General features: G+C 72.7%; 22 protein-coding genes. 15 read left to right on the forward strand and 7 right to left on the reverse strand.

Annotated elements, in window-relative coordinates:
- Nucleotides 1-28: 28 nt before the first annotated feature.
- Nucleotides 29-1,396, reverse strand: coding sequence for an FtsX-like permease family protein (locus ABZ953_RS26735; protein WP_361728343.1), 1,368 nt, complete (start codon nt 1,394-1,396; stop codon nt 29-31).
- Between the two features lie 201 nt (nt 1,397-1,597).
- On the opposite strand from ABZ953_RS26735, the gene recN reads away from it, so the two are divergent.
- The 3 genes from recN to ABZ953_RS26750 all read left to right on the forward strand — a co-directional run bounded on the left by recN (nt 1,598) and on the right by ABZ953_RS26750 (nt 5,521).
- Nucleotides 1,598-3,349: a DNA repair protein RecN gene (gene recN / locus ABZ953_RS26740; RefSeq protein ID WP_361728346.1), complete on the forward strand. Its 1,752-nt coding sequence runs from the start codon at nt 1,598-1,600 to the stop codon at nt 3,347-3,349.
- Nucleotides 3,350-3,417: 68 nt separating this feature from the next.
- Complete coding sequence (locus tag ABZ953_RS26745; RefSeq protein ID WP_361728349.1) at nt 3,418-4,239, forward strand: hypothetical protein; 822 nt, start codon at nt 3,418-3,420, stop codon at nt 4,237-4,239.
- A gap of 145 nt (nt 4,240-4,384) precedes the next feature.
- A complete protein-coding gene (locus ABZ953_RS26750; RefSeq protein ID WP_361728352.1) occupies nt 4,385-5,521 on the forward strand; it encodes a glycosyltransferase family 4 protein in 1,137 nt (378 codons plus the stop codon).
- Between the two features lie 27 nt (nt 5,522-5,548).
- Here ABZ953_RS26750 and ABZ953_RS26755 read toward each other — a convergent pair whose 3' ends face one another.
- Both ABZ953_RS26755 and ABZ953_RS26760 read right to left on the reverse strand, forming a co-directional pair.
- Nucleotides 5,549-7,192: a PucR family transcriptional regulator gene (locus ABZ953_RS26755; RefSeq protein ID WP_361728355.1), complete on the reverse strand. Its 1,644-nt coding sequence runs from the start codon at nt 7,190-7,192 to the stop codon at nt 5,549-5,551.
- Between the two features lie 105 nt (nt 7,193-7,297).
- Complete coding sequence (locus ABZ953_RS26760; protein WP_361728841.1) at nt 7,298-9,109, reverse strand: glycoside hydrolase family 15 protein; 1,812 nt, start codon at nt 9,107-9,109, stop codon at nt 7,298-7,300.
- Between the two features lie 459 nt (nt 9,110-9,568).
- Here ABZ953_RS26760 and ABZ953_RS26765 point away from each other — a divergent pair, with 459 nt between their 5' ends.
- From ABZ953_RS26765 to ABZ953_RS26820, 12 genes are all read left to right on the forward strand, one after another.
- Entirely contained in the window at nt 9,569-11,263 is a 1,695-nt protein-coding gene (locus ABZ953_RS26765; protein ID WP_361728844.1) for a CTP synthase, read from the forward strand.
- 85 nt (nt 11,264-11,348) lie between these two features.
- On the forward strand, nt 11,349-11,975 hold the full coding sequence (locus ABZ953_RS26770; protein WP_361728357.1) for an NUDIX hydrolase: 627 nt from the start codon (nt 11,349-11,351) through the stop codon (nt 11,973-11,975).
- Between the two features lie 280 nt (nt 11,976-12,255).
- Entirely contained in the window at nt 12,256-14,193 is a 1,938-nt protein-coding gene (locus tag ABZ953_RS26775) for a tetratricopeptide repeat protein (protein ID WP_361728847.1), read from the forward strand.
- Nucleotides 14,194-14,380: 187 nt separating this feature from the next.
- On the forward strand, nt 14,381-15,496 hold the full coding sequence (gene ald, locus ABZ953_RS26780; RefSeq protein WP_361728360.1) for an alanine dehydrogenase: 1,116 nt from the start codon (nt 14,381-14,383) through the stop codon (nt 15,494-15,496).
- 396 nt (nt 15,497-15,892) lie between these two features.
- Nucleotides 15,893-17,017 carry a ParA family protein gene (locus tag ABZ953_RS26785; protein WP_361728362.1) on the forward strand — a complete coding sequence of 375 codons (1,125 nt, stop codon included), beginning with the start codon at nt 15,893-15,895 and terminating at the stop codon, nt 17,015-17,017.
- A complete protein-coding gene (locus ABZ953_RS26790; protein WP_361728365.1) occupies nt 17,002-17,589 on the forward strand; it encodes a hypothetical protein in 588 nt (195 codons plus the stop codon). Before ABZ953_RS26785 ends, ABZ953_RS26790 begins: the two co-directional genes overlap by 16 nt.
- An 18-nt stretch (nt 17,590-17,607) precedes the next feature.
- On the forward strand, nt 17,608-18,573 hold the full coding sequence (locus ABZ953_RS26795) for a segregation/condensation protein A (RefSeq protein ID WP_361728367.1): 966 nt from the start codon (nt 17,608-17,610) through the stop codon (nt 18,571-18,573).
- A gap of 80 nt (nt 18,574-18,653) precedes the next feature.
- Complete coding sequence (gene scpB / locus ABZ953_RS26800) at nt 18,654-19,229, forward strand: SMC-Scp complex subunit ScpB (RefSeq protein ID WP_361728850.1); 576 nt, start codon at nt 18,654-18,656, stop codon at nt 19,227-19,229.
- A gap of 11 nt (nt 19,230-19,240) precedes the next feature.
- A complete protein-coding gene (locus ABZ953_RS26805) occupies nt 19,241-20,389 on the forward strand; it encodes a pseudouridine synthase (RefSeq protein ID WP_361728370.1) in 1,149 nt (382 codons plus the stop codon).
- Between the two features lie 96 nt (nt 20,390-20,485).
- Nucleotides 20,486-21,211, forward strand: a complete 726-nt coding sequence (locus ABZ953_RS26810) for an NUDIX domain-containing protein (protein ID WP_361728373.1) — start codon at nt 20,486-20,488, stop codon at nt 21,209-21,211.
- Entirely contained in the window at nt 21,208-22,209 is a 1,002-nt protein-coding gene (locus ABZ953_RS26815; RefSeq protein WP_361728376.1) for an ADP-ribosylglycohydrolase family protein, read from the forward strand. Before ABZ953_RS26810 ends, ABZ953_RS26815 begins: the two co-directional genes overlap by 4 nt.
- Before the next feature lie 15 nt (nt 22,210-22,224).
- Nucleotides 22,225-22,995, forward strand: coding sequence for a nucleotidyltransferase domain-containing protein (locus tag ABZ953_RS26820; RefSeq protein WP_361728853.1), 771 nt, complete (start codon nt 22,225-22,227; stop codon nt 22,993-22,995).
- Here the strand turns inward: ABZ953_RS26820 and ABZ953_RS26825 are convergent.
- Genes ABZ953_RS26825 through ABZ953_RS26840 form a run of 4 tightly spaced genes read right to left on the reverse strand, consistent with a single transcriptional unit; the run spans nt 22,903 to nt 25,502 of the window.
- Entirely contained in the window at nt 22,903-23,670 is a 768-nt protein-coding gene (locus ABZ953_RS26825; protein ID WP_361728379.1) for a nucleotidyltransferase domain-containing protein, read from the reverse strand. The two genes, ABZ953_RS26820 and ABZ953_RS26825, sit on opposite strands and share 93 nt — an antisense overlap.
- Before the next feature lie 22 nt (nt 23,671-23,692).
- The gene (locus ABZ953_RS26830) at nt 23,693-24,181 is read right to left on the reverse strand and encodes a Rieske (2Fe-2S) protein (RefSeq protein ID WP_361728382.1); all 489 of its coding nucleotides are present in this window, start codon (nt 24,179-24,181) and stop codon (nt 23,693-23,695) included.
- On the reverse strand, nt 24,178-24,771 hold the full coding sequence (locus ABZ953_RS26835; RefSeq protein ID WP_361728385.1) for a DUF6529 family protein: 594 nt from the start codon (nt 24,769-24,771) through the stop codon (nt 24,178-24,180). Before ABZ953_RS26835 ends, ABZ953_RS26830 begins: the two co-directional genes overlap by 4 nt.
- Nucleotides 24,772-24,800: 29 nt before the next feature.
- Nucleotides 24,801-25,502, reverse strand: a complete 702-nt coding sequence (locus ABZ953_RS26840; protein ID WP_361728388.1) for a hypothetical protein — start codon at nt 25,500-25,502, stop codon at nt 24,801-24,803.
- Nucleotides 25,503-25,694: the final 192 nt, after the last annotated feature.

A 25,694-nucleotide genomic window follows, 5' to 3' on the forward strand; every position in this document is an offset into this window, starting at 1 on the left:
AGTTCCCCGCGCCCCTTGAGGGGGCGGGCTACGTCGTGGTGAGTGCGGGGATCGGGCTGCGGCGCATCGTCGTGTGGACCGGGACGCCCGTGGCGAGCAGGGTGAGCAGCAAGGTGCCCACCGCCACCCCGGCCGACACCGGCCACGGCAGGTACGGCAGCGCGCTGCCGAAAGCCGTGCTGAGGATCGGCGCAAGCGTGGCGAGGGCGATCGCGCCGCCGAGCAGCAGCGCGGTCCCCGCGACGACCACGGCCTCCCAGGCGGCCATGGCCCGCACCTGCGCGCGCTGACTGCCGATGACCCGCAGCAGCGCGACGTCGCGGCGGCGTTCGAACGAGATCATGGCGAGGGTGTTCGCCGCGGCGATGGCGGCGAAGCCCGCGTACAGACCCGTGCCCACGTAGTCGAGCCAGACCTCTCCCGTGCTGCCCGCGGAGCCGGTGCGGTGCTTGGCCGTCGTATGCATGCCGATCTTGGTGAGGCCGAAGCCCACGACGAGGACGAGGGGGACGACCGCGGCGGAGAAGCGGCGGGGCTGGGAGCGGACGTTGAGCATCGCCAGGCGTGCGCTCGGGCCGAACCGGCCCACGGCCGCGGAGACCAGCCAGGCCGCGGGGCCGATGAGCCGCGGGCCGAGCAGCCCGGCGCCCACGCAGAAGAGGATGAGGACGAGGAAGGCGCCCTCGCCCGCCTCGTCCGCGGGCTGCCGGGACAGGAGTACGGCGACCGCGCACGCTCCCGCCACGGCGAGCACGCCCAGGGGCGCCCGCAGGGCTCCCAGACCACGCCGGCCCGTCGCCGCCTCGGAGAGGGCGCGGGCGGGGCGAAGGAGCGAGAACCGCAGCGCGGAAAGGAACGCGGCGAGTGTCGTCGTCACCACGGCCACGCCGACGCAGACCGGCAGCGCCAGCCAGCTGAACCGGAAGGTGACCTCGGCGGGGAGCAGCCCGTGGTCGACCATGCCCGCATGCCACCAGCGGGCGCCGAAGCCGCCGAGCACGAAGCCGGCGAGCGCGGCGGGGACGGACGCGGCGAGGGCCTGGACGGCCACCGCGCGGCGGATCTGGCGGGGCCTGGCGCCGATGGAGCGGACCATCGCGAGTTCGCGGTGCTGCTGCGCGACGGCCGTTCCCATGGTCGAGACGACCACGAATATCGACATGTAGATGGAACCGATCAGGAGGACGACCGCCATGTCGCCCACGCCGTTCTCCCTGATCTGTTCGCGCGCGGCCGCGGAGAGCCCGCCGGTGATATCGGTGCGGTCGGTGCTCGTCGTGCCGAGCATCATCGTCGACGCGCTCACCACGGTCGCCGCGAAGAACGCGGCCACCGCCGTGCCCACGAATGCCGGGCGGTGCGCGCGCAGCGCCGCCTTTGCCAGTCCTGTCGCCATGTGGATCATGGTCGCGGCGGGTGCGGGGGCGGCGCCATGCGGCGGGCCGGTGGATCGTGCTGGGGAAAACCCCACCCTGTCGCCGCCCGGCCCGGCGGACGTCCCCTCGGAGAGTGACACCGTCTCTTGTGGCCGGTCGCCAACCTGCACCTTCACGCACCGACACAGGGGCGACGTCGCGGGGCACCGGGGAAACCTCGTATGGTCAGGTGCGTGTTGGAGGAGATGCGGATACGGTCGCTCGGAGTCATCGACGACGCTGTCGTCGAGCTCTCGCCAGGCTTCACCGCCGTGACGGGTGAGACCGGTGCGGGCAAGACGATGGTGGTCACCAGCCTTGGCCTGCTGCTCGGCGGACGCGCGGATCCCGCCCTGGTGCGGATCGGCGCCAAGTCGGCGGTGGTGGAGGGGCGCATTGCGGTGCCCCCGGGTGCCAGCGCTGTCGTACGCGCGGAGGAGGCCGGGGCCGAACTGGACGACGGTGCGCTGCTCATCAGCCGTACCGTCTCGGCGGAGGGGCGCTCACGCGCACACCTCGGAGGGCGTTCCGTCCCGGTCGGGCTGCTGTCCGAACTCGCCGACGACCTCGTCGCCGTGCACGGCCAGACCGACCAGCAGGGCCTGCTCAAGCCCGCCAGGCAGCGCGCCGCCCTCGACCGGTACGCGGGCGACGCGGTCGCCGCGCCGCTCACCGAGTACACCACCGCCTACCGCAGACTGCGGGCCGTCACCACCGAGGTCGAGGAGATCACCACACGCGCGCGAGAGCGGGCGCAGGAGGCGGATCTGCTGCGCTTCGGCCTCGACGAGATCGCGGGCGTCGAACCGCGCGCGGGCGAGGACACCGAACTCGCCGCCGAGGCCGAGCGGCTCGGCCACGCCGAGGCCCTCGCCTCCGCCGCGACGTCCGCGCACGCCGCGCTCGCGGGCAACCCCGAGGACCCGGAGGGCATCGACGCCGCGGCCCTGGTGGCGGGCGCGTCCCGGGCCCTGGAGGCCGTACGGTCCCACGACCCCGACCTCTCCGCCCTCGCCGACCGGCTCGGTGAGATCGGGATCCTGCTCGGCGACGTGGCGGGAGAGCTCGCCGGGTACGCCGACGACCTGGACGCCGATCCGCTGCGGCTCGCCGCGGTCGAGGAGCGCAGGGCCGCGCTGACGCAGCTCACCCGGAAGTACGGTGCGGACATCGACGCCGTCCTCGCCTGGGCGGAGGACGGTGCCGCGCGGCTCGCCGATCTGGAGGGTGACGACGACCGGTTGGGTGACCTGACCGCCGAGCGGGACGCGCTGCGCGGCGAACTCGCCGTGCTCGCCCAGACGCTGACCGACGCCCGGCAGGAGGCGGCCTCGCGGTTCGCCGCCGCCGTCACCGAGGAGCTGGCCTCGCTGGCCATGCCGCACGCGCGCGTGTCGATCGACATCAGCAGCACGGAGGTCCCGGAGGGGGCCGACGGTGTGGAGGTCGGGGGCCGCACGGTCGCGTACGGGCCCGCGGGCGTCGACGAGGTCGAGCTCCACCTCGCACCCCACCCGGGCGCCCCGGCCCGGCCCATCGCCAAGGGCGCGTCGGGCGGTGAGCTGTCCCGCGTGATGCTCGCCGTCGAGGTGGTCTTCGCGGGCACGGACCCGGTGCCCACGTACCTCTTCGACGAGGTCGACGCGGGCGTCGGCGGCAAGGCGGCGGTCGAGATCGGGCGCCGCCTCGCGCGCCTCGCCAAGTCGGCGCAGGTCGTGGTCGTCACACACCTCCCGCAGGTCGCGGCCTTCGCCGACCGCCAGTTGCTGGTGGAGAAGACCAACGACGGCATGGTGACGCGCTCCGGAGTGCAGGTCCTTGAGGGCGAGGACCGGGTGCGGGAGCTGTCGCGCATGCTGGCGGGCCAGGAGGACTCGGAGACGGCGCGGGCCCATGCGGAGGAACTGCTCGCCACGGCTCGGGGGGACGGGTAGGGGCGGCCTTCCGCGGCCGGTGAGGGGGCGCCCCGGCCGGTCGTACGGCCGGACGTAGGGTGATCGACATGGTCGCACGCACGTCCGGGCGTCTCGGCGCTCTGCTCACCGCCGCCGCCCTCACCCGCGTGGCCACCGCCGCGCTCCGGACCCGCCCGCCCGGCGGGCCCGCCCGGTGGACGCGGACCAACTACGCGGGCCGGAAAGTCGCGTTGTACGCCGGTCCCGCCGCCGCCCTCGGCACCGCGGCCGGCCTCGCCGCGCTGCCCGCCGCGCCCCGGGCCGCCGCCGCTTCGGCCGTGCTCGTCGCCGGTGCCTGCGGCCTTTACGACGACATGGCGGGGCAGGGCGATCCCCGGCGCGGCTTCCGCGCGCACCTCTCCGCGCTGCGGGACGGCGAGGTCACCAGCGGTGCCGTGAAGCTGTTCGGCGTCTCGGCGGCGGGGCTCGTGGCCGGGTCGCTGCTCAAGGAGCGTCCCCTGGACAAGGTCCTCGCGGGTGTGGTGATCGCGGGGACCGCCCACCTCGTCAACCTCGTGGACGTACGTCCGGGCCGGGCCGGTGCGGTCGTGCTCGCGCTGGGGGCGCCGGGGCTGGCGCGCAAGGGGACCGGCGCGGTCGCCGCCGCCGCTGCCATGGGCGCCGCGGCCGCCGTGCTCCCCGACGACCTCGGTGAGCGCGCCATGATCGGCGACGCGGGGGCGCACGCCCTGGGCGCCGCCCTTGGCAGTGCCATCGCCGCGGGGAACGGACGCACGGGCCTGGCCGTGCATGCGACGGCGCTGGTGGCCGCGGCGGTGTGCGGGGACAAGATCAGCTCGCTCGCGGCGTACGAGGGTGCCGCGGCGTCCCCGCGTACGTACCCTCGCAACCCTCACCCGTGTGGGTGATCCCTCCCGCGGAGTTGTCCGGCCAAATGCGGAAGTGACCTTTCGGCAGTGCCGGAACGGCCGTATGGGCTGGCATCCTTGGCGCAGCATCTGCCCGAGTACCAGTCCGAGCAACGACCGACGCAGACCCAGGAGCCCCCGCCACGTGAGCCACGTGAGCAGCCACTCGCCGCACGGACAGACGCCACTGCACACCGTTCAGGTCCTCGGCGGTGGCAGTGCGGGCAGCAGCGCGCACGTCAGATCGCTGGCCGCCGGACTCGCCGCCCGGGGCGTGCGGGTCACCGTGTGCGCCCCCGACGAGGCCGCTCGCCTCTACGACTTCACCGGCGCCGGTGCCCGGCACGTCTCCGTGCCCCGCAGCGGCGACCCCGCCTCCGTGGCCGCCCTCCGCGCGGCCTGCGCCGACGCCGACCTCGTCCACGCGCACGGGCTGCACGCCGCCCTGCGCGCCACTGTCGCGCTGACCGGGCGCCACACCCCGCTCGTCGTCACCTGGCACACCCGGGCGCACGTGGAGGGCGCCCGCGCCCGCGTACTGCACCTCCTTGAGCGGCGCGTCGCCCGCGCGGCGGCCGTGGTCCTCGCCACCTCGTCCGACCTCGTCGACCGGGCCCGCGGCAGGGGCGCGCGCGACGCCCGCCTCGCGGCCGTCGCCCTGCCCGCGCCGCGCAGGCCGGACAGCGCCGAGGAGCCCGACTGCCTCCTCCACAAGGCACGTGCCGAACTGGGCGCCGTGGACCGCCCGTTGATCCTGGCCGTCGGTGCCCTGGAGCCGAACCGCGGCTACGACGTCCTCCTGGACGCCACCCGCACCTGGCGGCACCTGGACCCGCAGCCGCTCCTCGTCGTCGCGGGGGAGGGGCCCGAACGGGCCGCCCTGCAGCGCCGCATCGAGGACGAGCGGCTCCCGGCCCGGCTCGTCGGGAGCCGCGACGACGTCCCCGAACTCCTCGCGGCCACCGATGTCGCGGTGCTGCCCAGCAGCTGGGAGTCCCGCTCGGTGCTCGCCCAGGAGGCCCTGCACGCGCGCGTGCCGCTCGTGGCGACCGCGGTCGGCGGCGTCCCCGAACTGGTCGGCGACGCGGCCGAGCTGGTCCCCTACGGCGACGCGGAGGCGCTTGCCACCGCCGTCGTACGCCTCCTCGCCGACCCGGTCCGCCGGGCCGAGCTCACGCACAAGGGCGCGGTCCAGGCCGCCACCTGGCCGACCGAGGACGAAACGGTCACTCAAGTCCTCAGCGTCTACGACGAGTTGACCAAGCCCCTGCCGTACAGCTGAGATCCGGCAGAGACGCCCTGCGCCGCCCTATGCCACGTGCCTGCGCGCCCGCAGCGCCAGGCTCAGGGCGAGCACCGTCTGCGGGTCCTCCAGATCGGTGCCCAGCAACTCGCTGATGCGGGCGAGGCGGTTGTACAGGGTCTGCCGGTTCAGGTGCAGTTCGCGCGCCGTCTCCGCCTTGCGGCCCGCGTGCGCCAGGTACGTCTGCAGCGTGGGCAGCAGCGGCGGCTTCGAGCGCTGGTCGTGGGCGCGCAGCGGGCCGATCGCACGGTCCACGAACGCCGCGAGGACCCCGTCCTCGTCGTGCCGGTGCAGCCGCCAGAGGAGCAGGTCGATGTCGAGCCGCCGCGCGTCGTACCAGGGGCGGTCGGAGAGGCCCTGCGCGGCCGTCGCGGTCTCCGCCGCGTGCCGCAGGCCCGCCGACGCCGCCGCCCAGCCGCCCGCGACCCCGACCACCACGACCGGCGGCTGCGCCCCCGGCCGCTGCATCCCGGCCCGCTCGACCCCGGCCCGCAGCGCGGCGGCGACGCGGTCGGCCACCGCGGTGCGCTCGGTCTCCGAGCGCAGGCCGAGGAGGAGGGGCACGCGGCCCTCGACGGGGCGTACGCCGAGGAGCGCGGGGACCCCCACCGACGCCAGCTCCTCGGCGACCGCGCGCGCGAGGACCGCCCAGCCGCCGCCGGTCGGCAGCCCGTCCGCGAGCCGCATCACCACCGGCAGGAGCGGGCTGTCGGCCGGGACCGGCTTGAAGCCGAGGACCCGGCCCTGCGCGGGCGCGTCCTCGGCGGCGATCCGGCCCTCCGCGAGGTCGGTGAGGAAGTCGCCACGCCCGCGCGCCGCGAGCTCCTCCTCCTGGCGGGCCTGCATGAGCACCACGGCGAGGCTGCCCGCCGCCCGCTCCGCCGCGATGCGGTGCACCGGCAGCGGCGCCGACTCCACGGCGAGCAGCACGAGCCGGGCCCGCACCGAGCCCGCGCCGGGCCCGCCGCCCGGCACGTCGACGAGGACCGCGCTCGCGGGCGGACCCTCCCGGTCGACGGGGCGGCCGCGCAGCCCCTCCCACACCTGGAGCGGGTCCGCGCACTCGGTGCCCGCCCCGGCGGCGTACAGGAGCTGGCCCTCCGACGTCTCCAGGAACACCGGGTTGCCGCTGAACTCCGCGAGGATCCCGAGGACCTGCGGGATGCCGCCCCCGCCGAGCAGCGCCTCCGTGCAGCGCCGGTGCACCTCCTCGGCCTGCCGCAGCAGCGTGTAGTGGCCGTTGACGATCTCGGTGTGCACCTCTTCGGTGACCGTCACGAACGGCACCTCGCGGTGCAGCTGCACCAACGGCAGTCCGGCGGCCCGCGCCGTCTCCACGATCGCGGCGGGGAGCCGGCTGAAGCGCGGTCCGAGCTCGACGACCAGGGCGGCGATGCCGCGCTCGGCCAGATCGCGCACGAAGGCGCGCTGGTCGGCCGGGCGCGCGCCGAGCCCGAGGCCGGTGGTGAGCAGCAGCTCGCCGCCCTTGAGCAGCGAGGCGATGTTGGGGACCTCGCCCGCGTGCACCCACCGCACGGTCCGCTGCAACCGCTCCGCGCCCGCGACGACCTCGGGGAGCCCACCGCGCAACCCCGGAAGTTCCAGCGCGCGCTGCACGGTGATGCCGCCCTGAGTGCCCTGACTGTCCATGGCGCGGACGCTACCGGGGCGCGGGATCTACGCGCGAACGGCGACGGGCAGGAGCCCGTCGCCGTCCGCCCGGCCGGGGATATGACACAGGCTCTGAGGGAGCGGCTACCCCCCGTACGCCCCCGAAGCCGTCAGCCGCAGTGCCGTGTCGATCAGCGGCACGTGGCTGAACGCCTGCGGGAAGTTGCCGACCTGGCGCTGCAGCCCGGAGTCCCACTCCTCGGCGAGCAGCCCCAGGTCGTTGCGGAGCGCGAGGAGCTTCTCGAAGAGCTTGCGGGCCTCGTCGACCCGGCCGATCATCGCCAGGTCGTCGGCCATCCAGAACGAGCAGGCGAGGAACGCCCCCTCATCGCCCTCCAGACCGTCCACGCCCTCGTCGTCACCCGACGTCGGATAGCGCAGGATGAACCCGTCCGGCGTCGAGAGCTCCCGCTGGATCGCCTCGATCGTGCCGATGACCCGCTTGTCGTCGGGCGGCAGGAAGCCCATCTGCGGGATAAGCAGCAGCGAGGCGTCCAGCTCCTTGGAGCCGTACGACTGCGTGAAGGTGTTCCGCTCCGGGTCGTAGCCCTTCTCGCACACGTCCCGGTGGATGTCGTCGCGCAGGTCGCGCCACTTCTCCAGCGGGCCGTCCGCGTCGCCGGACTCGATGAGCTTGATGGTGCGGTCCACGGCGACCCAGGCCATCACCTTGGAGTGCACGAAGTGGCGGCGCGGGCCGCGCACCTCCCAGATGCCCTCGTCCGGCTCGTCCCAGTGGCCCTCCAGATAGCGGATGAGCTTGAGCTGGAGGAGGGCGGCGTAGTCGTTGCGGGCGAGGCCCGTCATGTGCGCCAGGTGCAGCGCCTCGGTGACCTCGCCGTACACGTCGAGCTGCAATTGGCCCGCCGCGCCGTTGCCCGCCCGGACCGGGCGCGAGCCCTCGTACCCCGGCAGCCAGTCCAGCTCGGTCTCGCCGAGCTCGCGCTCGCCCGCGATGCCGTACATGATCTGCAGGTTCTCCGGGTCGCCCGCCACCGCGCGAAGGAGCCACTCGCGCCAGGCGCGGGCCTCCTCGCGGTAGCCGGTGCGCAGCAGCGAGGAGAGCGTGATCGCGGCGTCGCGCAGCCAGGTGAAGCGGTAGTCCCAGTTGCGCGAGCCCCCGATGTCCTCGGGCAGCGAGGTGGTGGGCGCCGCGACGATCCCGCCGGTCGGCGCGTACGTCAGCGCCTTGAGCGTGATCAGCGAGCGGATCACGGCCTCGCGGTACGGGCCGTGGTACGTGCAGTGCTCGACCCACTCCCGCCAGAAGGTCTCCGTGGCGGTGAGCGCCGCCTCGGGCTCGGGAAGGGCCGGCTGGTCCTTGTGCGAGGGCTGCCACGAGATGGTGAACGCGATCCGCTCGCCCGGCGCGACCGTGAAGTCCGAGTACGTGGTCAGGTCCTTGCCGTACGTCTCGGCGGTCGTGTCGTGCCACACGGAGTCCGGCCCCGCGACGGCCACCGTGCGCCCGTCGACCTTGTGCACCCAGGGCACCACACGGCCGTAGCTGAACCGCATCCGCAGGGCCGAACGCATCGGCACGCGCCCGGTGACACCTTCGACAATCCGTACGAGCTGCGGCGCGTCGGTGTCGCGCGGCGGCATGAAATCGATCACGCGGACAGTGCCGCGCGCCGTGTCCCACTCGGATTCGAGCACCAGGGAATCGCCGCGATACGTGCGGCGCGTGGCAGCGGGTGGCTGCGCGTCCGGGCTGTATGCGGGCCCGAGTCGCCAGAATCCGTGCTCGTCGGTGCCCAAGAGGGCGGCGAATACGGCGTGGGAGTCGAAGCGGGGCAGGCACAGCCAGTCGACTGTGCCGTCCCGGCAGACCAGGGCAGCGGTCTGCATGTCTCCGATGAGTGCGTAGTCCTCGATGCGCCCGGCCACGTGCATCTCCAGTCGAACGGCCACGTTCGCCCCGCGGGGCGCTTACTGATCAGCGGTCAAGTGATCGTTGACGAGCGCTTGTTCCGGGTGCAAGGCGGGATGGTGCCGTGTGCCGGAGGGGCTCGGCAGCGAGTGTCCGAGCAGGATACGACGCACCTCGGTGATCTGCGCGCCCCTCCCGGCAACGAGCCGCCGCCGAACGGGTGAGCGGCAGGTGAGAGCCGGTGTGCCGGGCAGAAGTGGCGAATGTGCAAGTCTTGTGACCGGGGTTCCCGTGACCAGCATGTGTGCGCCCGGTGGCGGAGCGTGGCCGGAAGCGGGCCCGGTCCGGCGCTGATACCCTGGTAGCCCGTGAGCCGGTGGTCATAGAACCCCCGAACCGCAGCGACGGCGCCTCCCCGGATCCCTGGTGAGGGCGCCGGAACGCACCCTCCAGACCGCGACCACGGGAGCCCCCCTTTGGCTATGCAGCCCGCTGCTTTTCGAAACAGCACAGCCACGACGACCAAGCACATCTTCGTCACCGGGGGTGTCGCCTCTTCCCTCGGCAAGGGCCTGACTGCGTCGAGTCTCGGTGCGCTGCTCAAGGCCAGGGGCCTGCGCGTCACGATGCAGAAGCTCGACCCGTACCTGAACGTCGACCCCGGCACGATGAACCCCTTCCAGCACGGCGAGGTGTTCGTCACCAACGACGGCGCCGAGACCGACCTGGACATCGGCCACTACGAGCGCTTCCTCGACGTCGACCTCGACGGCTCGGCGAACGTGACCACGGGCCAGGTCTACTCCCAGGTGATCGCCAAGGAGCGGCGCGGTGAGTACCTCGGCGACACCGTCCAGGTCATCCCGCACATCACCAACGAGATCAAGCACCGCATCCGCCGCATGGCCACGGACGACGTCGACGTCGTGATCACCGAGGTCGGCGGCACGGTCGGCGACATCGAGTCCCTGCCGTTCCTGGAGACCGTCCGCCAGGTCCGCCACGAGGTGGGCCGCGACAACGTCTTCGTCGTGCACATCTCGCTGCTGCCCTACATCGGCCCCTCCGGCGAGCTGAAGACCAAGCCGACCCAGCACTCCGTCGCCGCGCTGCGCAACATCGGCATCCAGCCGGACGCCATCGTGCTGCGCGCCGACCGCGAGGTGCCCACCGCCATCAAGCGCAAGATCTCGCTGATGTGCGACGTCGACGAGGCCGCCGTGGTGGCCGCCATCGACGCCAAGTCGATCTACGACATCCCGAAGGTCCTGCACACCGAGGGCCTGGACGCCTACGTCGTGCGCAAGCTCGACCTGCCGTTCCGCGACGTCGACTGGACGCAGTGGGACGACCTGCTCGACCGCGTGCACAACCCGCGGCACGAGGTCACCGTCGCGCTCGTCGGCAAGTACATCGACCTGCCGGACGCCTACCTCTCGATCACCGAGGCGATGCGCGCGGGCGGCTTCGCCAACAAGGCCCGCGTCAAGGTCAAGTGGGTCACATCGGACGACTGCAAGACCCCGGCCGACGCCCAGAAGCAGCTCGCCGACTGCGACGCCATCCTGATTCCCGGCGGCTTCGGCGACCGCGGCGTCTCCGGCAAGGTCGGCGCGATCCAGTACGCCCGCGAGAACAAGGTGCCGCTGCTCGGCATCTGCCTGGGCCTGCAGTGCATCGTCATCGAGGCGGCCCGCAACCTCGCGGGCATCCCCGACGCGAACTCCACGGAGTTCGACGCGGCCACCGGCCACCCGGTGATCTCCACCATGGCCGAGCAGCTCGACATCGTCGCGGGCGAGGGCGACATGGGCGGCACGATGCGCCTTGGCATGTACCCGGCCAAGCTCGCCGATGGCTCCATCGTGCGCGAGGTGTACGAGGGCAAGGAGTACGTCGAGGAGCGCCACCGCCACCGCTACGAGGTGAACAACTCCTACCGCGCCGACCTGGAGAAGAAGGCGGGCATCCAGTTCTCCGGCACCTCCCCGGACGGCAAGCTCGTCGAGTACGTCGAGTACCCGCGTGAGGTCCACCCGTACCTGGTCGCCACCCAGGCCCACCCGGAGCTGCGGTCCCGTCCGACCCGCCCGCACCCGCTCTTCGCCGGTCTCGTGAAGGCGGCCGTCGAGCGCCAGCAGGGCCAGCGCAAGCAGGGCGGCAAGTCCGGCAAGTAACACCGGGGCGATACGGTTGCCGGGGTGCGCGTCTCTCACGAGGCACGCACCCCGGTTTCTGTTTGCACGTGTGGGAGGACAGCGCATGACGATCAAGGACACCGCCGAGGAGTGGCAGGTCACGGCGACGGAGACCCCGTTCGTGGGCAACAAGACCTCCGTGCGCACCGACGACGTGGTCATGCCCGACGGGTCCGTCGTCCACCGCGACTACCAGGTCCACCCCGGCTCCGTGGCCGTCCTCGCGCTCGACGGCGAGGGCCGCGTCCTGGTCATCCGCCAGTACCGCCACCCCGTGCGCCACAAGCTCTGGGAGATCCCCGCGGGCCTTCTCGACATCCCCGGCGAGAACCCCCTGCACGCCGCCCAGCGCGAGCTCTACGAAGAGGCGCACGTCAAGGCCGAGGACTGGCGGGTCCTCACCGACGTCTACACCACCCCCGGCGGCTGCGACGAGGCCGTGCGCGTCTTCCTCGCCCAGGACCTCTCCGAGGCCGAGGGCGAGCGCTTCGAGGTCTCCGAGGAGGAGTCCGACATGGAGCTCGCCCGGGTGCCTCTCGAGGAGCTCGTGCGCGGCGTGCTCGCCGGTGAGCTGCACAACAACTGCCTGGTGGTCGGCGCCCTCTCGCTGCAGGCGGTTCTGAACGGCGACGGCGTCGACGCGCTGCGCCCGGCCGAGGCGCCCTGGCCGGCCCGCCCCTTCGAGGCCTGAGCGCCCGGAACCGTCCGGAAACCGTCCGGTGTGACGATCCGCTGATCCGATCGGGCGACTTGTGCGCGCCGCGTGACCGGGTGGGGCGCAGGGCCTGAACTAGGCTCTGAAAGCGTCCCGCCCGGAGCCCCGGCGGGTTCGTGCGCAGCGGACGGGAGCGTGGCCCGTGACGGATCAGGCGGTCGACACGGACGGTGCGGCGGCGGGTGGTGCGGTGCCGTCACCCGCGAGTGCTTCCCTGCAGTCGACGAAGGCTCAGTTCCTCGGCAGACGCCGGGAGTTGAAAGAGCTCCGCGCCGACATCGACCGCGCGGGACTCGACACCCTCTCGGGCCGCAAGGCCCCCCGCGCGCGCGTCCTGCTCGTCGCGGGCCGCCCCGGTTCGGGCCGCACCTCGCTCGCCGAGGAACTCGCCCGGCAGCTCGCCGGCGCGTACCCCGACGGGGTGCTGCGCGCCCACCTCACCGAGCCCGACGGCAGCCGTGTGCCGACCGAGCGCACCGCCCGGGACCTGCTCGGCACGCTGGGCGTGCCGGCGCCGCCGGGGGCCGCGGAGGACGACCTCGCCGACACCCTCAGGGAGGCGCTTTCCGGCCGCAGGGCGCTGCTGCTCCTCGATGACGCGGCGGACGCCGAGCAGGTCGACGCGCTGCTTCCCGACGCGCCCGACTGCCTGGTCGTCGCGGTCTCCGAGGGCCCGCTCACCGGCATCCCCGACGTGCGCCCGTGCACGCTGGGCGGCCTGGACAAAGAGGCCGCCGTCGAACTCCTCGCCCGCGCCGCCGGGCCCGTCCGCATCACCGTCGACCCGGGCTCCGCGGAGTCGCTCGTCGAGGTGTGCGCGGCGCATCCCGCGGCCCTTGTCCTTGCCGGGGGCTGGCTCTCGGAGCGGCCCAAGGCCGCCGTCGCCGACCTGGCCAAACGGGTGCGGGCGCTGCCCGACGAGGGCTCGGCCCTCGCGCGTGTCTTCGCTCACACCTATGCCTCGCTGCCCTCGACCGCCGCACGGATACTGCGGCTCCTCAGCCTCGCCCCGGCCGGCCACGTCGACCCGCACACCGCCTCCGCGCTCGCGGGCTGCTCGGTCTCGGGGGCCAAGACCACGCTGGACGACTTCGCCTCGCTCGGGCTCGTGCGCGCCGTCGCCTCCCCGCTGCCGCAGTACGAGGTGCCCGGCTGCCTGGTGCCGCTGCTCCGGGCCCGCACCGAGAGCCAGGACCGCCCGGCCGAGCTCCAGCTGGCCAGGGCCCGGATGCTGGAGCGGACCGTGCGGCTGCTGCAGTCCTGCCGTGCGGTCACGGAGCCCGACGGCTCCGCCGCCCGCAAGAAGCTCGCCGGGCTGCCGCGCGCTTTGCGCTTCCCGAACCAGCGCGTCGCCGCCGAGTGGCTGCGGATCCGGCAGCCCGCGCTGCTGGCCGCCGCCCGGCTCGCCGTCGCCGACGGGGAGCTCGACACCCTCGCGCGGCGGCTGATGGCGGCCCTGACCCGGGCCCTGGTCGCGCACCGCGGCACGGAGGCCGCGGCTCCCGAGCTGTACGGGATCCACCGCCTCGTCCTTGACGTGGCCGAGCGGCGGAACCTGCCGCGCGAGCAGGCCGCGGCGCTGCTGAACCTCGCGGACCTGGACGCGCAGACGGGCCGGACGCAGGACGCGCTGGCCCGCTACCGGGCGGCTCTCGACGCCGGGCGGGCGGCGGGCGATCCGTACGCCACCGGCCGCGCGATGGAATCCGTCGGCGGCGCCTACCAGGAGCTGGGGGACTGGCCGCGGGCCTCGGACTGGTTCGGCAGGGCGCTCGCCCACCGGCTGGCCCGCGGCGAGCGCGCGGACGCCGCCCGCCTGTACGGCCGGATCGGCACGGTGCACACCTACGCGGGGCGGTACGGCGAGGCGCTGCGCAACTGGAGTTCGGCGGTCACCGGGCACCGCAGGAACGGCGACGTCACGGCCCAGGCGCGGGCGCTGAGCGAGATGGCCCGCGTGCAGGAGTACGCGGGGCGGCCCGAGGAGTCGTTGCGCACCTGTCAGGAGGCCGTCGAGTGGGCGCGGCACGCCGAGGACGTGCGGCTGCAGGCGGCGCTGCAGCTCCGTCTCGCGGACACCCTGGAGCGGCTCGGTGACCCTGCGGCGGCCCGGCTGCACCGCAGCGCGGCCGAGCGCATGCTGGGAGAAGAGCTCCCGCAGGTCGCGAGGCTTGAAAGGAACGGTGGAGCGTAGCCTTCCGCCTACGAAATCCGTAGTACATCTGCAGAAGATTGAAGTATTGGAAGGCTAGACAGCGAGAAATCCTTCATTAGACTGGCTCCGCCGCGTACCTCCGCGGTGTCTCCCGTTGCGCCCCCACGCGCACCGGTATGCGTTGCATTGCCCGAGAAATCCCCTGAGCCAAGGACCGTGATCGACGATGAAGGTCGGCATCCCCCGCGAGGTCAAGAACAACGAGTTCCGGGTGGCCATCACCCCCGCCGGTGTGCACGAGCTGGTGCGCCACGGCCACCAGGTCGTCATCGAGCGGAACGCCGGCGTCGGCTCCTCGATCACGGACGCCGAGTACGTCTCGGCGGGCGCGCGGATCCTGGACACCGCCGATGAGGTCTGGGCCACCGCGGACCTGCTCCTGAAGGTCAAGGAGCCCATCGCGGAGGAGTACCACCGCCTCCGCAAGGACCAGACCCTCTTCACCTACCTGCACCTGGCCGCCTCCAAGGAGTGCACGGACGCGCTCCTGGACTCGGGCACGACCGCCATCGCGTACGAGACGGTGGAGACCGCCAACCGCGCGCTCCCGCTGCTCGCCCCGATGTCCGAGGTCGCGGGCCGCCTTGCCCCGCAGGTCGGCGCCTACCACCTGATGGCCGCCCAGGGCGGTCGCGGTGTCCTGCCGGGCGGCGTCCCGGGCGTGGCCGCGGGCAAGGCCGTCGTCATCGGCGGCGGCGTCTCGGGCTGGAACGCCGCGCAGATCGCCATCGGCATGGGCTTCCACGTGACCCTGCTCGACAAGGACATCAACAAGCTCAAGGAGGCGGACAAGGTCTTCGGCACGAAGATCCAGACCGTCGTCTCCAACGCCTTCGAGCTGGAGAAGGCCTGCCTCGAGGCCGACCTGGTCATCGGCGCCGTCCTCATCCCGGGCGCCAAGGCCCCGAAGCTGGTCACCAACGAGCTCGTCTCCCGCATGAAGCCGGGAAGTGTCCTTGTCGACATCGCGATCGACCAGGGCGGCTGCTTCGAGGACTCGCACGCGACCACCCACGCCGAGCCGACCTTCCCGGTCCACAACTCGGTCTTCTACTGCGTCGCCAACATGCCCGGCGCGGTGCCGAACACCTCCACGTACGCGCTGACCAACGCGACGATGCCGTACATCGTCGAGCTGGCGAACCGCGGCTGGGTCGAGGCCCTGCGCCGCGACCCGGCGCTCGCCCTGGGTCTCAACACCCATGACGGCAAGGTCGTTTACCGGGAGGTCGCCGAGGCCCACGGCCTGGAGCACGTCGAGCTGGAGTCGCTCCTCGGCTGAACCGGGTGACCGACTCCGGTCGGTCTTACGACACTTTCGTCAACGAAAGTCGTCAATCTCACGCCAGCGGCCGGACCTTGAGAGGGGTCCGGCCGTATGCGTATCAGTGTGGACACGCTCAACTAGCCGCGAACGTAACCCTTTAACCGTTTCGCCCACCCCCGAAACGTGGCGATGAGGAGCCGTACGCCCTTGACACAAGGGTGTTCCGTTGCCGACACATCGGGCCGGGTCCGGCGGATTGTGTTGCTGTGGAGCGGTGACACGCCATAGAGTCGCCAACCGTCGGCATGGTGCCACGCTGACCTATCGAGAAATTTCCTGGTCACCAAGGAGGTAAGACGACTTGTGAATGAGTCGACATTTGCTCCCGGGGGTGGTCAACCAGGAACGTCTGTGCGGGACCAGGGTCCCGTAGGGCTCGAGGCCGTCGGCTCGGTCGCTGTCCGCACCTTCGAAGCCCGGCAGGGCCCCCAGCCGACACAGCCAGCACCCCAGAGCATGGATGGCCATCACGTGAACGCCATGGCCGGCGACCGGAGTGGCGATAAGACCCACACCCACCTCGCCGACTACGAGGAACTGCCCCAGGGGCACTTCTACGACCCCGACGCCGAGTACGAGCCCGATCCGGAGTACGCGGCCACGCTCGCGCCGGACGCCGCCCGTCAGCGCCGCGAGCGCATCGGTCCCACGGGACGCCCGCTGCCGTACTTCCCGATCCCGGGCCCGCTGACCGATCACGGCCCCGCGAAGATCATCGCGATGTGCAACCAGAAGGGCGGCGTCGGCAAGACGACGTCGACCATCAACCTGGGCGCGGCCCTCGCGGAGTACGGACGCCGGGTCCTGCTCGTCGACTTCGACCCGCAGGGCGCCCTCTCCGTGGGCCTCGGGGTGAACCCGATGGAGCTGGACCTGACGGTCTACAACCTCCTCATGGAGCGCGGCATGTCCGCGGACGAGGTGCTCCTGAAGACGGCGGTCCCGAACATGGACCTGCTGCCGAGCAACATCGACCTGTCGGCTGCCGAGGTGCAGCTGGTGAGCGAGGTCGCGCGCGAGTCCACGCTGCAGCGGGCGCTGAAGCCGCTGATGCAGGACTACGACTACATCGTGATCGACTGTCAGCCCTCGCTCGGCCTGCTCACCGTGAACGCCCTGACGGCGGCCCACAAGGTGATCGTGCCGCTCGAGTGCGAGTTCTTCGCGCTGCGCGGTGTGGCCCTGCTGACCGAGACCATCGAGAAGGTCCAGGAGCGGCTCAACCCCGACCTGGAGCTCGACGGCATCCTCGCGACCATGTACGACTCCCGCACGGTGCACAGCCGTGAGGTGCTCGCGCGCGTGGTCGAGGCCTTCGACGACCACGTCTACCACACGGTCATCGGGCGCACGGTCCGCTTCCCGGAGACCACGGTCGCCGGTGAGCCGATCACGACGTACGCCTCCAACTCGGTCGGCGCGGCCGCCTATCGCCAGCTCGCCAGGGAGGTGCTCGCCCGGTGTCACGCCGAGTGAGTCTGCCCGGGGCCGACGAACTGTTCCGTACGACCGGGGGGATGGCGCTGCAGTCGTCGTCGCCGCGGCGCCCGGCCAACGGCGAGGCGCGGGTGCCCGCTCCGGCGGGCGAGAGCGACGAGACGGCCGCGTCCGCCGAGGAGACGGCGGCGCAGGGCGACGGCGGTGAACCCGCCGAACACACGGCCGCGGACGCGGAGTCCGGGGCCGAGTCACGCAGCCGCGCGGCCGCCGCCGAGGGCGAGAAGGGCGCCGGACGCCGTGCGGCGCCGGAAGGTTCGGCTCCGCAGGGCGGCAAGTCCGGCGGCTCGTCGACCGCGCAGGCGCGGCGCAGGGCGCGGGCGGCCAACCGCCGGCCCAGCGGGCGCGAGCGGCACGACGAGAAGATCACCGTGTACGTCTCCGCCGAGGAACTGATGGACCTGGAGCACGCGCGCCTCGTGCTGCGCGGTGAGCACGGCCTCGCGGTCGACCGCGGGCGCATCGTGCGCGAGGCGGTCGCCGTCGTCCTCGCCGACCTGGAGTCGCGCGGGGACGCGAGCATTCTCGTACGACGGCTTCGCGGGCGGTAGGGGTAGCGTTCCCGCCTGATGGCCACGAACGACTCCGTACCGCCCCCGTCCGCCCGGCGCCGCGCCCTGGGGCGCGGGCCAGGGGCGGAGCCTGCCGCGGCCGTGCCGGATGAGGCCGTGCCGGATGAGGCCGTGCCTGATGTGGCGGCGTCCGCGGAGGAGACGCGGGACGCACCCGACGACGGGCGGTTCACGGTCCGCCTCGCGAACTTCGAGGGACCCTTCGATCTGCTGCTCCAGCTGATCTCCCGGCACAAGCTGGACGTCACCGAGGTCGCGCTGTCCAAGGTGACCGACGAGTTCATGGCGCACATCCGGGCCATGGGGGCGGACTGGGACCTGGACCAGACGACCGAGTTCCTGGTCGTCGCCGCCACCCTGCTCGATCTGAAGGCGGCGCGGCTGCTGCCCGTCGCCGAGGTCGAGGACGAGGCCGATCTGGCGCTGCTCGAAGCGCGTGACCTGCTCTTCGCCCGGCTGCTGCAGTACCGCGCGTACAAACAGATCGCGGACATCTTCCAAGGGCGGCTCGACGACGAGGCGCGGCGCTATCCGCGGACCGTGGGCCTCGAACCGCACCACGCCGAGCTGCTGCCCGAGGTCGTGATCAGCATCGGGCCGGAGGGCTTCGCCAAGCTCGCCGTGAAGGCGATGCAGCCGCGCGCGAAGCCACAGGTCTACGTCGAGCACATCCACGCCCCGCTGGTCTCCGTGCAGGAGCAGGCCGGTCTGGTGATCGCGTGGCTGCGGGAACAGGGCGAGGCCAGCTTCCAGGAGCTCGTGGCGGACGCGGGGGACACCCTCACGGTCGTCGCCCGCTTCCTGGCCCTTCTTGAGCTCTACCGCGAGAAGGCCGTCACCCTCGACCAGGCCGACCCTCTCGGCGAGCTGCTCGTCAGATGGGCGGGCGGGGACGGCGCGGCGGAGCCCACCGTGACCGACGAGTTCGACCGGGCCCCCGAGCCGATGGAGGAGAAGGCGTGAGCGCGCAGCAGAGCCCCGTGGGCGAGCTTGCCGGAGCCGTGGCCGGGCTGGAGCTGCGGCCCGCCCTTGAGGCCGTCCTGATGGTCGTCGACGAACCGGCCACCGAGGAACATCTGGCGAAGATCCTGCAGCGCGGCAGGCGCGAGGTCGCCGTCGCGCTGCGTGATCTCGCCGACGAGTACACCGCGCAGAAGCGCGGTTTCGAGCTGCGCCTCGTGGCGGGCGGCTGGCGCTTCTACACACGGCCCGAGTACGCGGCAGCCGTGGAGGGCTTCGTCCTTGACGGGCAGCAGGCGCGGCTCACCCAGGCGGCTCTGGAGACCCTCGCGGTCGTCGCGTACCGCCAGCCGGTCAGCCGTTCCCGGGTCTCCGCGGTGCGCGGGGTGAACTGTGACGGCGTGATGCGCACCCTTCTCCAGAGGGGTCTGGTGGAGGAGGCGGGCGCGGAACCCGAAACAGGTGCGATCCTGTACAGGACGACGAACTACTTTCTGGAGCGGATGGGCCTGCGCGGCCTGGCCGAGCTCCCCGAGCTCGCGCCCTTCCTCCCCGAGGCGGACGCGATCGAGGGCGAGACGCTGGAAGGGGTCCCGTCGTTCGACCCGGACGCACCCGATGCGCCGGGGTACGAGTACACCCAGGACACAGTCGACTAGACGGAACTTTGATGCGAAGCAGCAGCGGCAGGAACAGCAGCGGAAACAACGGCGGGAGCCGTGGTGGCAACAGCGGCGGCCGCGGCAACAGCGGCGGCCGAGGGAACACCGGCGGCCGCGGTGGCGACAACCGGGGCACTACCGGTCGGAGCCGTGACGACAAGCAGGGCGACAGCGGCCGTCCGAAGAGGCCGCGTCCGGAGGAGCGGCGCTACGACGTAGGTTCCGGCGGGACGCAGGACGGTCCGAAGTCGGGCCGTGGTGCCTCGGCGCGCGGCGGCGCCAAGGGCGGGCCCAAGCAGGGTCAGGGCGCCGGACGGGGGCGTTGGGCCCCGGCCACCTCCCGTGAGTACGACGCGCGGGCCGAGGAGCGCAACCGCGAGCGGTACGCGGGCAAGCCCAAGGTGAGCCCGCCCAAGACGTTCCCGGGCGCCGAGCAGGAGGGCGAGCGCCTGCAGAAGATCCTGGCCCGTGCGGGCTACGGCTCGCGCCGTGCGTGCGAGGAGCTGGTCGACGAGGCCCGCGTCGAGGTCAACGGCGAGATCGTCCTTGAGCAGGGGCTGCGTGTCGACCCCGAGAAGGACGAGATCAAGGTCGACGGCCTGACGGTCGCCACCCAGTCGTACCAGTTCTTCTCGCTGAACAAGCCCGCCGGTGTCGTCTCCACCATGGAGGACACCGAGGGCCGTCAGTGCCTCGGCGACTACACGAACAACCGTGAGGCGCGGCTGTTCCACGTGGGGCGGCTCGACACCGAGACCGAGGGCGTCATCCTGCTCACCAACCACGGCGAGCTGGCGCACCGCCTGACCCACCCCAAGTACGGGGTGAAGAAGGTCTACCTCGCGCACATCGTGGGCCCGATCCCGCGTGACCTGGGCAAGCGGCTCAAGGACGGCATCGAGCTCGAGGACGGGTACGCCCGCGCCGACCACTTCCGCGTCGTCGAGCAGACCGGCAAGAACTACCTGGTCGAGGTCACCCTCCACGAGGGCCGCAAGCACATCGTGCGGCGCATGCTCGCCGAGGCGGGCTTCCCCGTGGACAAGCTGGTGCGGGTCGCCTTCGGGCCGATCACCCTGGGCGACCAGAAGTCCGGCTGGCTGCGGCGCCTGTCGAACACCGAGGTCGGGATGCTGATGCAGGAAGTCGACCTGTAGGCCGGTAGAAATCGCGGACCTGCGGGAATCGCTTGCCCGAACCACCCCCCTCTCTTTATAGTCCAGGTGACTGTTAAGAGAGGGGGGTGGTCGTGCATGCAGGGCTACGACAAGTACGCCTTCGAACCGTTCGCCGTCACCGTGGACCTGGCGGTGTTCACCGTCCGGGACGGCGCGCTGCACGTGCTGCTCGTCGAGCGCGGCCAGGAACCGTACACCGGGCGCTGGGCCCTGCCCGGCGGATTCGTGCTCCCCGACGAGTCGGCCGAGGAGGCCGCGGGCCGCGAACTCGCCGAGGAGACCGGCATCGCGGACATCGGACGGCTGCACCTCGAGCAGGTGCGCACCTACAGCGACCCGGGCCGCGACCCGCGCATGCGGGTCGTCTCCGTCGCCTTCGCGGCGCTCGTCCCCGACCCGCCGCAGGTCCGCGGGGGAGGCGACGCGGCCCGCGCGGCCTGGCTGCCGTACACCCCGGCGACGTACCGGCCGCTCGCCTTCGACCACGACCGGATCCTCGCCGACGCCCACGACCGGGTCGGCGCCAAGCTCGAGTACACCGGCCTCGCCACCGCCTTCTGCCCGCCCGAGTTCACCCTCGGTGAGCTGCGGCAGGTCTACGAAGCCGTGTGGGGCGCCGAGCTCGACCCCGCGAACTTCCGGCGCAAGGTCGTCGGCACGGCAGGCCTCGTCGAGGCGGTCCCCGGCGCCGCCCGGCTGACCGGCGGCCGCGGGAAGCCCGCCGCTCTCTTCCGGGCCGGTACCGCCACCGCCCTGCACCCGCCCCTGCTCCGCCCCACCCCGGAAGGACAGCCCTCATGAAGCGCGCCGCCACCGGATCCCTCATGGGCCTCGCCCTCGGCGACGCACTCGGCTTCCCGACCGAGTTCAACGACGTCCCTTCGATCCTCACCAAATGCGGGCCCTGGCGGGAGATGGAGCTGCCGACGCCCGCGATCGTCACGGACGACACCCAGATGACGCTCGCGCTCGCCCGCGGCCTGCGCACCGCGATGGAGCGGGGGAGCCTCGGACCGAAGCGCATGGAGCGGCCGGTGCGCGAGGAGTTCGTGGACTGGTACCAGTCGCCGGAGAACAACCGCGCACCCGGCAACACCTGCCTGAAGGCCTGCTACCTCCTCAAGACCGGCAAGCCGTGGGAGGAGGCGAGCCAGGTGCACTCCAAGGGCTGCGGCGCCAACATGCGCGTCGCGCCCCTCGGGCTCGTGCCCGGCCTGAGCGACGAACAGCGGGCGGGCGCCGCCCAGTTGCAGTCCGCGCTCTCCCACGGCCACCCGACGGCGCTCGCCGCGTCCGACCTCACCGCGCACGCCGTGCGGCTGCTCGCCGAGGGCGCCGAGCCGACCGGACTCGTCGGACTCCTTCGCTCCTACGCGTACGAGAACCGGGAGGTCTACCACGCGCGCTGGCTCGGGGAGCTGTGGACGAGGGGCGAGGCCCCGACGCCGCGCGCGTTCATCGCCCGCGGCTGGGACGAGTGCCTGGCCGTCCTCGAACACCTCGAAGCCGCGCTGAGGCACGCCAACCCGGAGACCGACCCCTGCCTGGCCACCGGCGAGGGCTGGATCGCCGAGGAGGCGCTCGCCACCGCGCTGCTCTGCTTCCTGCAGTTCGTCGACGAGCCCGTCACCGTGGTGCGCAGGGCCGCCTGCACGTCGGGGGACTCCGACTCGATCGCGTGCCTGGCCGGGGCGTTCGCGGGGGCCCGCATCGGCGCGGACGCCTGGCCCGCCGAGTGGGTGGCGCGGATCGAGTACCGGGCAGGACTCCTGGAGTTCGGGGCGCTCTGGGATGCTTGAGGGATGACAGTTGACCTGGGCCCCGACCTGGACATCGACCTCGCGTCCGTCGTCGCCGAGCAGGCCGACCCGCTGCTCTTCGCGACCGTCTCAGGGGCCCACCTCTACGGCTTCCCGTCCCGCGACTCGGACGTGGATCTGCGCGGCGTGCACCTGCTTCCGGTGGCCGATCTGGTGGGGCTCGGGGAGCCGGCGGAGACCCGGTCGAGGATGTGGGACAGGGACGGCGTCGAGATGGACCTCGTCACGCACGACCTGCGCAAGTTCGTCCGCCTGATGCTGCGGAACAACGGCTACGTCCTGGAGCAGCTGCTCTCCCCGCTGGTCGTGCACACCACCGGCGCGCACGCGGAGCTCGTCGCGCTCGCCCCCACCGTGCTCACCAGCCACCACGCCCACCACTACCGCGGGTTCGCCACCACCCAGTGGCGCCTCTTCGAGAAGAACGGCGAGCTCAAGCCGCTGCTCTACACCTTCCGCGTGCTGCTCACCGGCATCCACCTGATGCGCAGCGGTCAGGTCGTCGCCGATCTGCCCACGCTCTGCGGCGAGGTCGCGGGCGCCCCCGAGTACCTGCCGGAGCTCATCACCGCCAAGAGCACGGCCGAGCACGTCGGCGCCGACGTGGACCACGCGCGCGTGGCCGCCGACGTGGAGCGGCTGCACGCCGACCTCGACGCGGCGCAGGCGGACTCAGTGCTGCCCGGTTCCCACACGGCGTACGACGCCCTGCACGACCTCGTGGTCCGCGTGCGGCTCCAGGGGTTCGAGGGGATCCAGGGCTGACGACCGGCGCGTACGGAACAGGAAGTCCTCGATCCGCTCCCGGTCGGGACCGGCCGGGAGCGGGCTGTGCGGCGCCGCCTCCTCGGCCTCGGCCGCCAGCCGGTTCATCCGGGCCTCGACCTCCGGCCAGGAGACCTCGCCGCGCTTGACCGCGAGCAGCGGCTCGCGGTGGTCGCCGACGTCGATCGTCAGCTCGCCGGTGCGCAGCAGGTCCCGGCAGGCGATGAGGAGCCGCAGCAGGTGCATGGCGTGCTTCCAGCGCGGGGCGCCGTGGCTGCGGACGTCCGCCTCCAGCTTCTTGCGCTGGCCCAGCGCGTAGCGGGCGAAGGTGTCGTGGGCCTCGCGCGAGAGGAACGCGCCGCGCAGGGCGAGCAGTTCGCGGCCGGTGTCCGTGACGTGCTCCACGAGCGGCGAGTGCAGGCACTCCAGGACGTTCGGATTGGCGCGCAGGGCGAGCTCGCAGAAGCGCTCGAGCTCCCAGCTGAACTGTTCCCCGGCCGGCCCGTCCAGATGTGCGGGCGGCTTCTCGAACCGCCAGAACAGCGGGGTGGGGGCCAGGAAGATGCCCCTGCGGTCGGTGTCGCTGTCCTGCGTGGCGAGACCGAAGGCGCGCGAGCCCATCACGCAGGAGTAGATCGTGTGGTCGCGTACGAGGGCGAGGTCCCGGGGGTGCATGGGGCGAGCGTACGGGCCGCGGTCAGCCGAGGGTGATCGAATTTCCGGTGACCGTGATCTTCTCCTCGGACAGCGGACGCGGTGCCGGGCCACCGGCGACCGAGGCGTCGGCGACCCGGTACCTGCTGCCGTGGCAGGGGCAGTTGATCGTGCCGTCCGCGACCTCCGCCACCGTGCAGCCCTCGTGGGTGCAGACCGCCGAGAAGGCCTTGAAGGTGCCGCTCTCCGGCTGCGTCACGACGACCTTCCTGTCCTTGACGACCTTGCCGCCGCCCACCGGGATCTCCGAGGTCTTCGCCAGCTCCGGGCCCGCAGGCGGCCGTTCGCCGGGCGGCGCCTTCGACGTGGGGGCGGTGCCGGTAGGCGCGGTGACGCTCGGCGCGGGCGGCTGCGACGGCTGCGGCTCGGCCCCCTCGTCGCCGTACTTGCTGCACCCCGCGGCCAGCGCCGCCGCGCCCGCCGCGCCCGCAGCGAGGACCGCCCGGCGGGGCGCGCCCCGGCCGCCGCTCATGTCGTCACCCCGACCGTGCGGAAGAACCACAGCGCCGACGTCAGCCAGATCACGGCCAGGGCCGCGAGGACCGCGCCCGCGACCAGGGGCAGCAGCCAGCCGGGCAGCCGCTCCGCGCGGAGCAGCAGCATCTTGGCGCTGAACGCCCCGAAGAAGAAGCAGCCGAGCAGCGAGTGCCACAGGACGCGGGTCGAGTACGACTGGTAGCCGAAGGCGTAGAGGCAGTGCACCGCCACCGGCACGGCGACCAGGAAGGCGATCCGGCCCGACCAGCGGTGCAGGCCCGCCGCCCAGGAGGGCCCGGGGATCCTTTCGTACAGCATCAGCGCGGAGACGACCTGGACCAGCGCGAAGGCGAACGCCGTCGTGCCGAGCCAGGACTTGACCGCGCCCGTGCTGCTGAACCCGGCGAGGTTGAACGCCGTGCCCGCCGGGTCGTGGGCCTTGCCGTACACGCCGAGGCCGACCGCCACGGCCGCCGCGACCAGTGCGGGCAGCAGAAAGCGGGCGGCGTTCGGACGGCGGTGCCCGCCCGCGCGCCTGGGGACGGGAAAGCCGCCCTGGGTGGGGGCGTTCGGGTCGACGGTCATGCGGGCTCTCCCTCTGCGCTGCTGGGCCGCTAGGGCGCCACGGGGCGGGCGGTGAGGACGTCGCTGCCGACCCGGACGGCGCCGGTGCGCGGGTCGAGCCGCGGGGCCGGGGCGCGCTTTCCGTCGCGGGTGAGGATGCCGACCTGGCTGCCGTCGGCGAGGACGATCCAGCCGCCGTCGAGCTTCGCGCCGCGCACCTCGGTCGTCGCGCGGTAGAGCCCGGACGGCTTGACGGCCTTGCGGGCGGTGAACTTCCAGGTCTCTTTGTCGATGTCGACCGTGCCGCGCACCTTGTCGTCGGCGATCCGTCCGGTCAGCTTCGCGCCGTGCTTGCCGGTGAGCCGCATCGAGCCGTCGTCCTCGACCTTGCCCTTGAGCCAGGACTCGGTGTCGTGGCCGTCGCAGAAGTACGCGACGGCCCGCCCGTCGCGCACGGAGACGGAGACCGCGGCGGTGTCGTCGTCGGTGCGGCCCGCGTACTGGGCGTCGGGCGGCGGCTTCCGCTCCGGTCGCTTTGTCGGCTTCTCGCTCGGCTTCCCGCCCGGCTTCTTCTCGCCTGGCTTCTCGCCCGGCTTCTCGCTCGGCTTCTCGGCTGATGTCGAGGCGTCGGGCGTCTGCGTCTGCCGTCCGTACGACGAACTCCCCGTCTCCGTCGTCGCGTTGAGCGAGAGCGTGAAGAGGGCGAGCAGCAGCCCCGCGAGAAGGGTGAGGAGTGGACCTGAACGCTTCATGCGGGCCTCCCCCGAGGCACGGCACCTGCCGACCCTCCATGCAAGCGGACCCGCGCCCCTCCCGTCCAGGGCTGAACACCCCCCCAATCGGCCCAAGCGGCGACAGGGAGTGGTTCCGGCCCCGCACCGCGCGGCGTCCGTCTCGGCAGACGGGCGCCGCGCGCTCCCGTGCCGGGCGCTGACTACGCTTGT

It is taken from the genome of Streptomyces sp. NPDC046465 (assembly GCF_040646035.1).
Lineage (GTDB): Bacteria > Actinomycetota > Actinomycetes > Streptomycetales > Streptomycetaceae > Streptomyces.

Bases quoted from the DNA above. Each gene is read 5' to 3' on its own strand.
- ABZ953_RS26735 (WP_361728343.1), bottom strand. From the start codon at position 1,396: ATGGCGACAGGACTGGCAAAGGCGGCGCTGCGCGCGCACCGCCCGGCA.
- recN (WP_361728346.1), top strand. From the start codon at position 1,598: ATGGTCAGGTGCGTGTTGGAGGAGATGCGGATACGGTCGCTCGGAGTC.
- ABZ953_RS26745 (WP_361728349.1), top strand. From the start codon at position 3,418: ATGGTCGCACGCACGTCCGGGCGTCTCGGCGCTCTGCTCACCGCCGCC.
- ABZ953_RS26755 (WP_361728355.1), bottom strand. From the start codon at position 7,192: ATGGACAGTCAGGGCACTCAGGGCGGCATCACCGTGCAGCGCGCGCTG.
- ABZ953_RS26760 (WP_361728841.1), bottom strand. From the start codon at position 9,109: ATGCACGTGGCCGGGCGCATCGAGGACTACGCACTCATCGGAGACATG.
- ABZ953_RS26765 (WP_361728844.1), top strand. From the start codon at position 9,569: ATGCAGCCCGCTGCTTTTCGAAACAGCACAGCCACGACGACCAAGCAC.
- ABZ953_RS26770 (WP_361728357.1), top strand. From the start codon at position 11,349: ATGACGATCAAGGACACCGCCGAGGAGTGGCAGGTCACGGCGACGGAG.
- ald (WP_361728360.1), top strand. From the start codon at position 14,381: ATGAAGGTCGGCATCCCCCGCGAGGTCAAGAACAACGAGTTCCGGGTG.
- ABZ953_RS26795 (WP_361728367.1), top strand. From the start codon at position 17,608: ATGGCCACGAACGACTCCGTACCGCCCCCGTCCGCCCGGCGCCGCGCC.
- scpB (WP_361728850.1), top strand. From the start codon at position 18,654: ATGGTCGTCGACGAACCGGCCACCGAGGAACATCTGGCGAAGATCCTG.
- ABZ953_RS26805 (WP_361728370.1), top strand. From the start codon at position 19,241: ATGCGAAGCAGCAGCGGCAGGAACAGCAGCGGAAACAACGGCGGGAGC.
- ABZ953_RS26810 (WP_361728373.1), top strand. From the start codon at position 20,486: ATGCAGGGCTACGACAAGTACGCCTTCGAACCGTTCGCCGTCACCGTG.
- ABZ953_RS26815 (WP_361728376.1), top strand. From the start codon at position 21,208: ATGAAGCGCGCCGCCACCGGATCCCTCATGGGCCTCGCCCTCGGCGAC.
- ABZ953_RS26825 (WP_361728379.1), bottom strand. From the start codon at position 23,670: ATGCACCCCCGGGACCTCGCCCTCGTACGCGACCACACGATCTACTCC.
- ABZ953_RS26830 (WP_361728382.1), bottom strand. From the start codon at position 24,181: ATGAGCGGCGGCCGGGGCGCGCCCCGCCGGGCGGTCCTCGCTGCGGGC.
- ABZ953_RS26835 (WP_361728385.1), bottom strand. From the start codon at position 24,771: ATGACCGTCGACCCGAACGCCCCCACCCAGGGCGGCTTTCCCGTCCCC.
- ABZ953_RS26840 (WP_361728388.1), bottom strand. From the start codon at position 25,502: ATGAAGCGTTCAGGTCCACTCCTCACCCTTCTCGCGGGGCTGCTGCTC.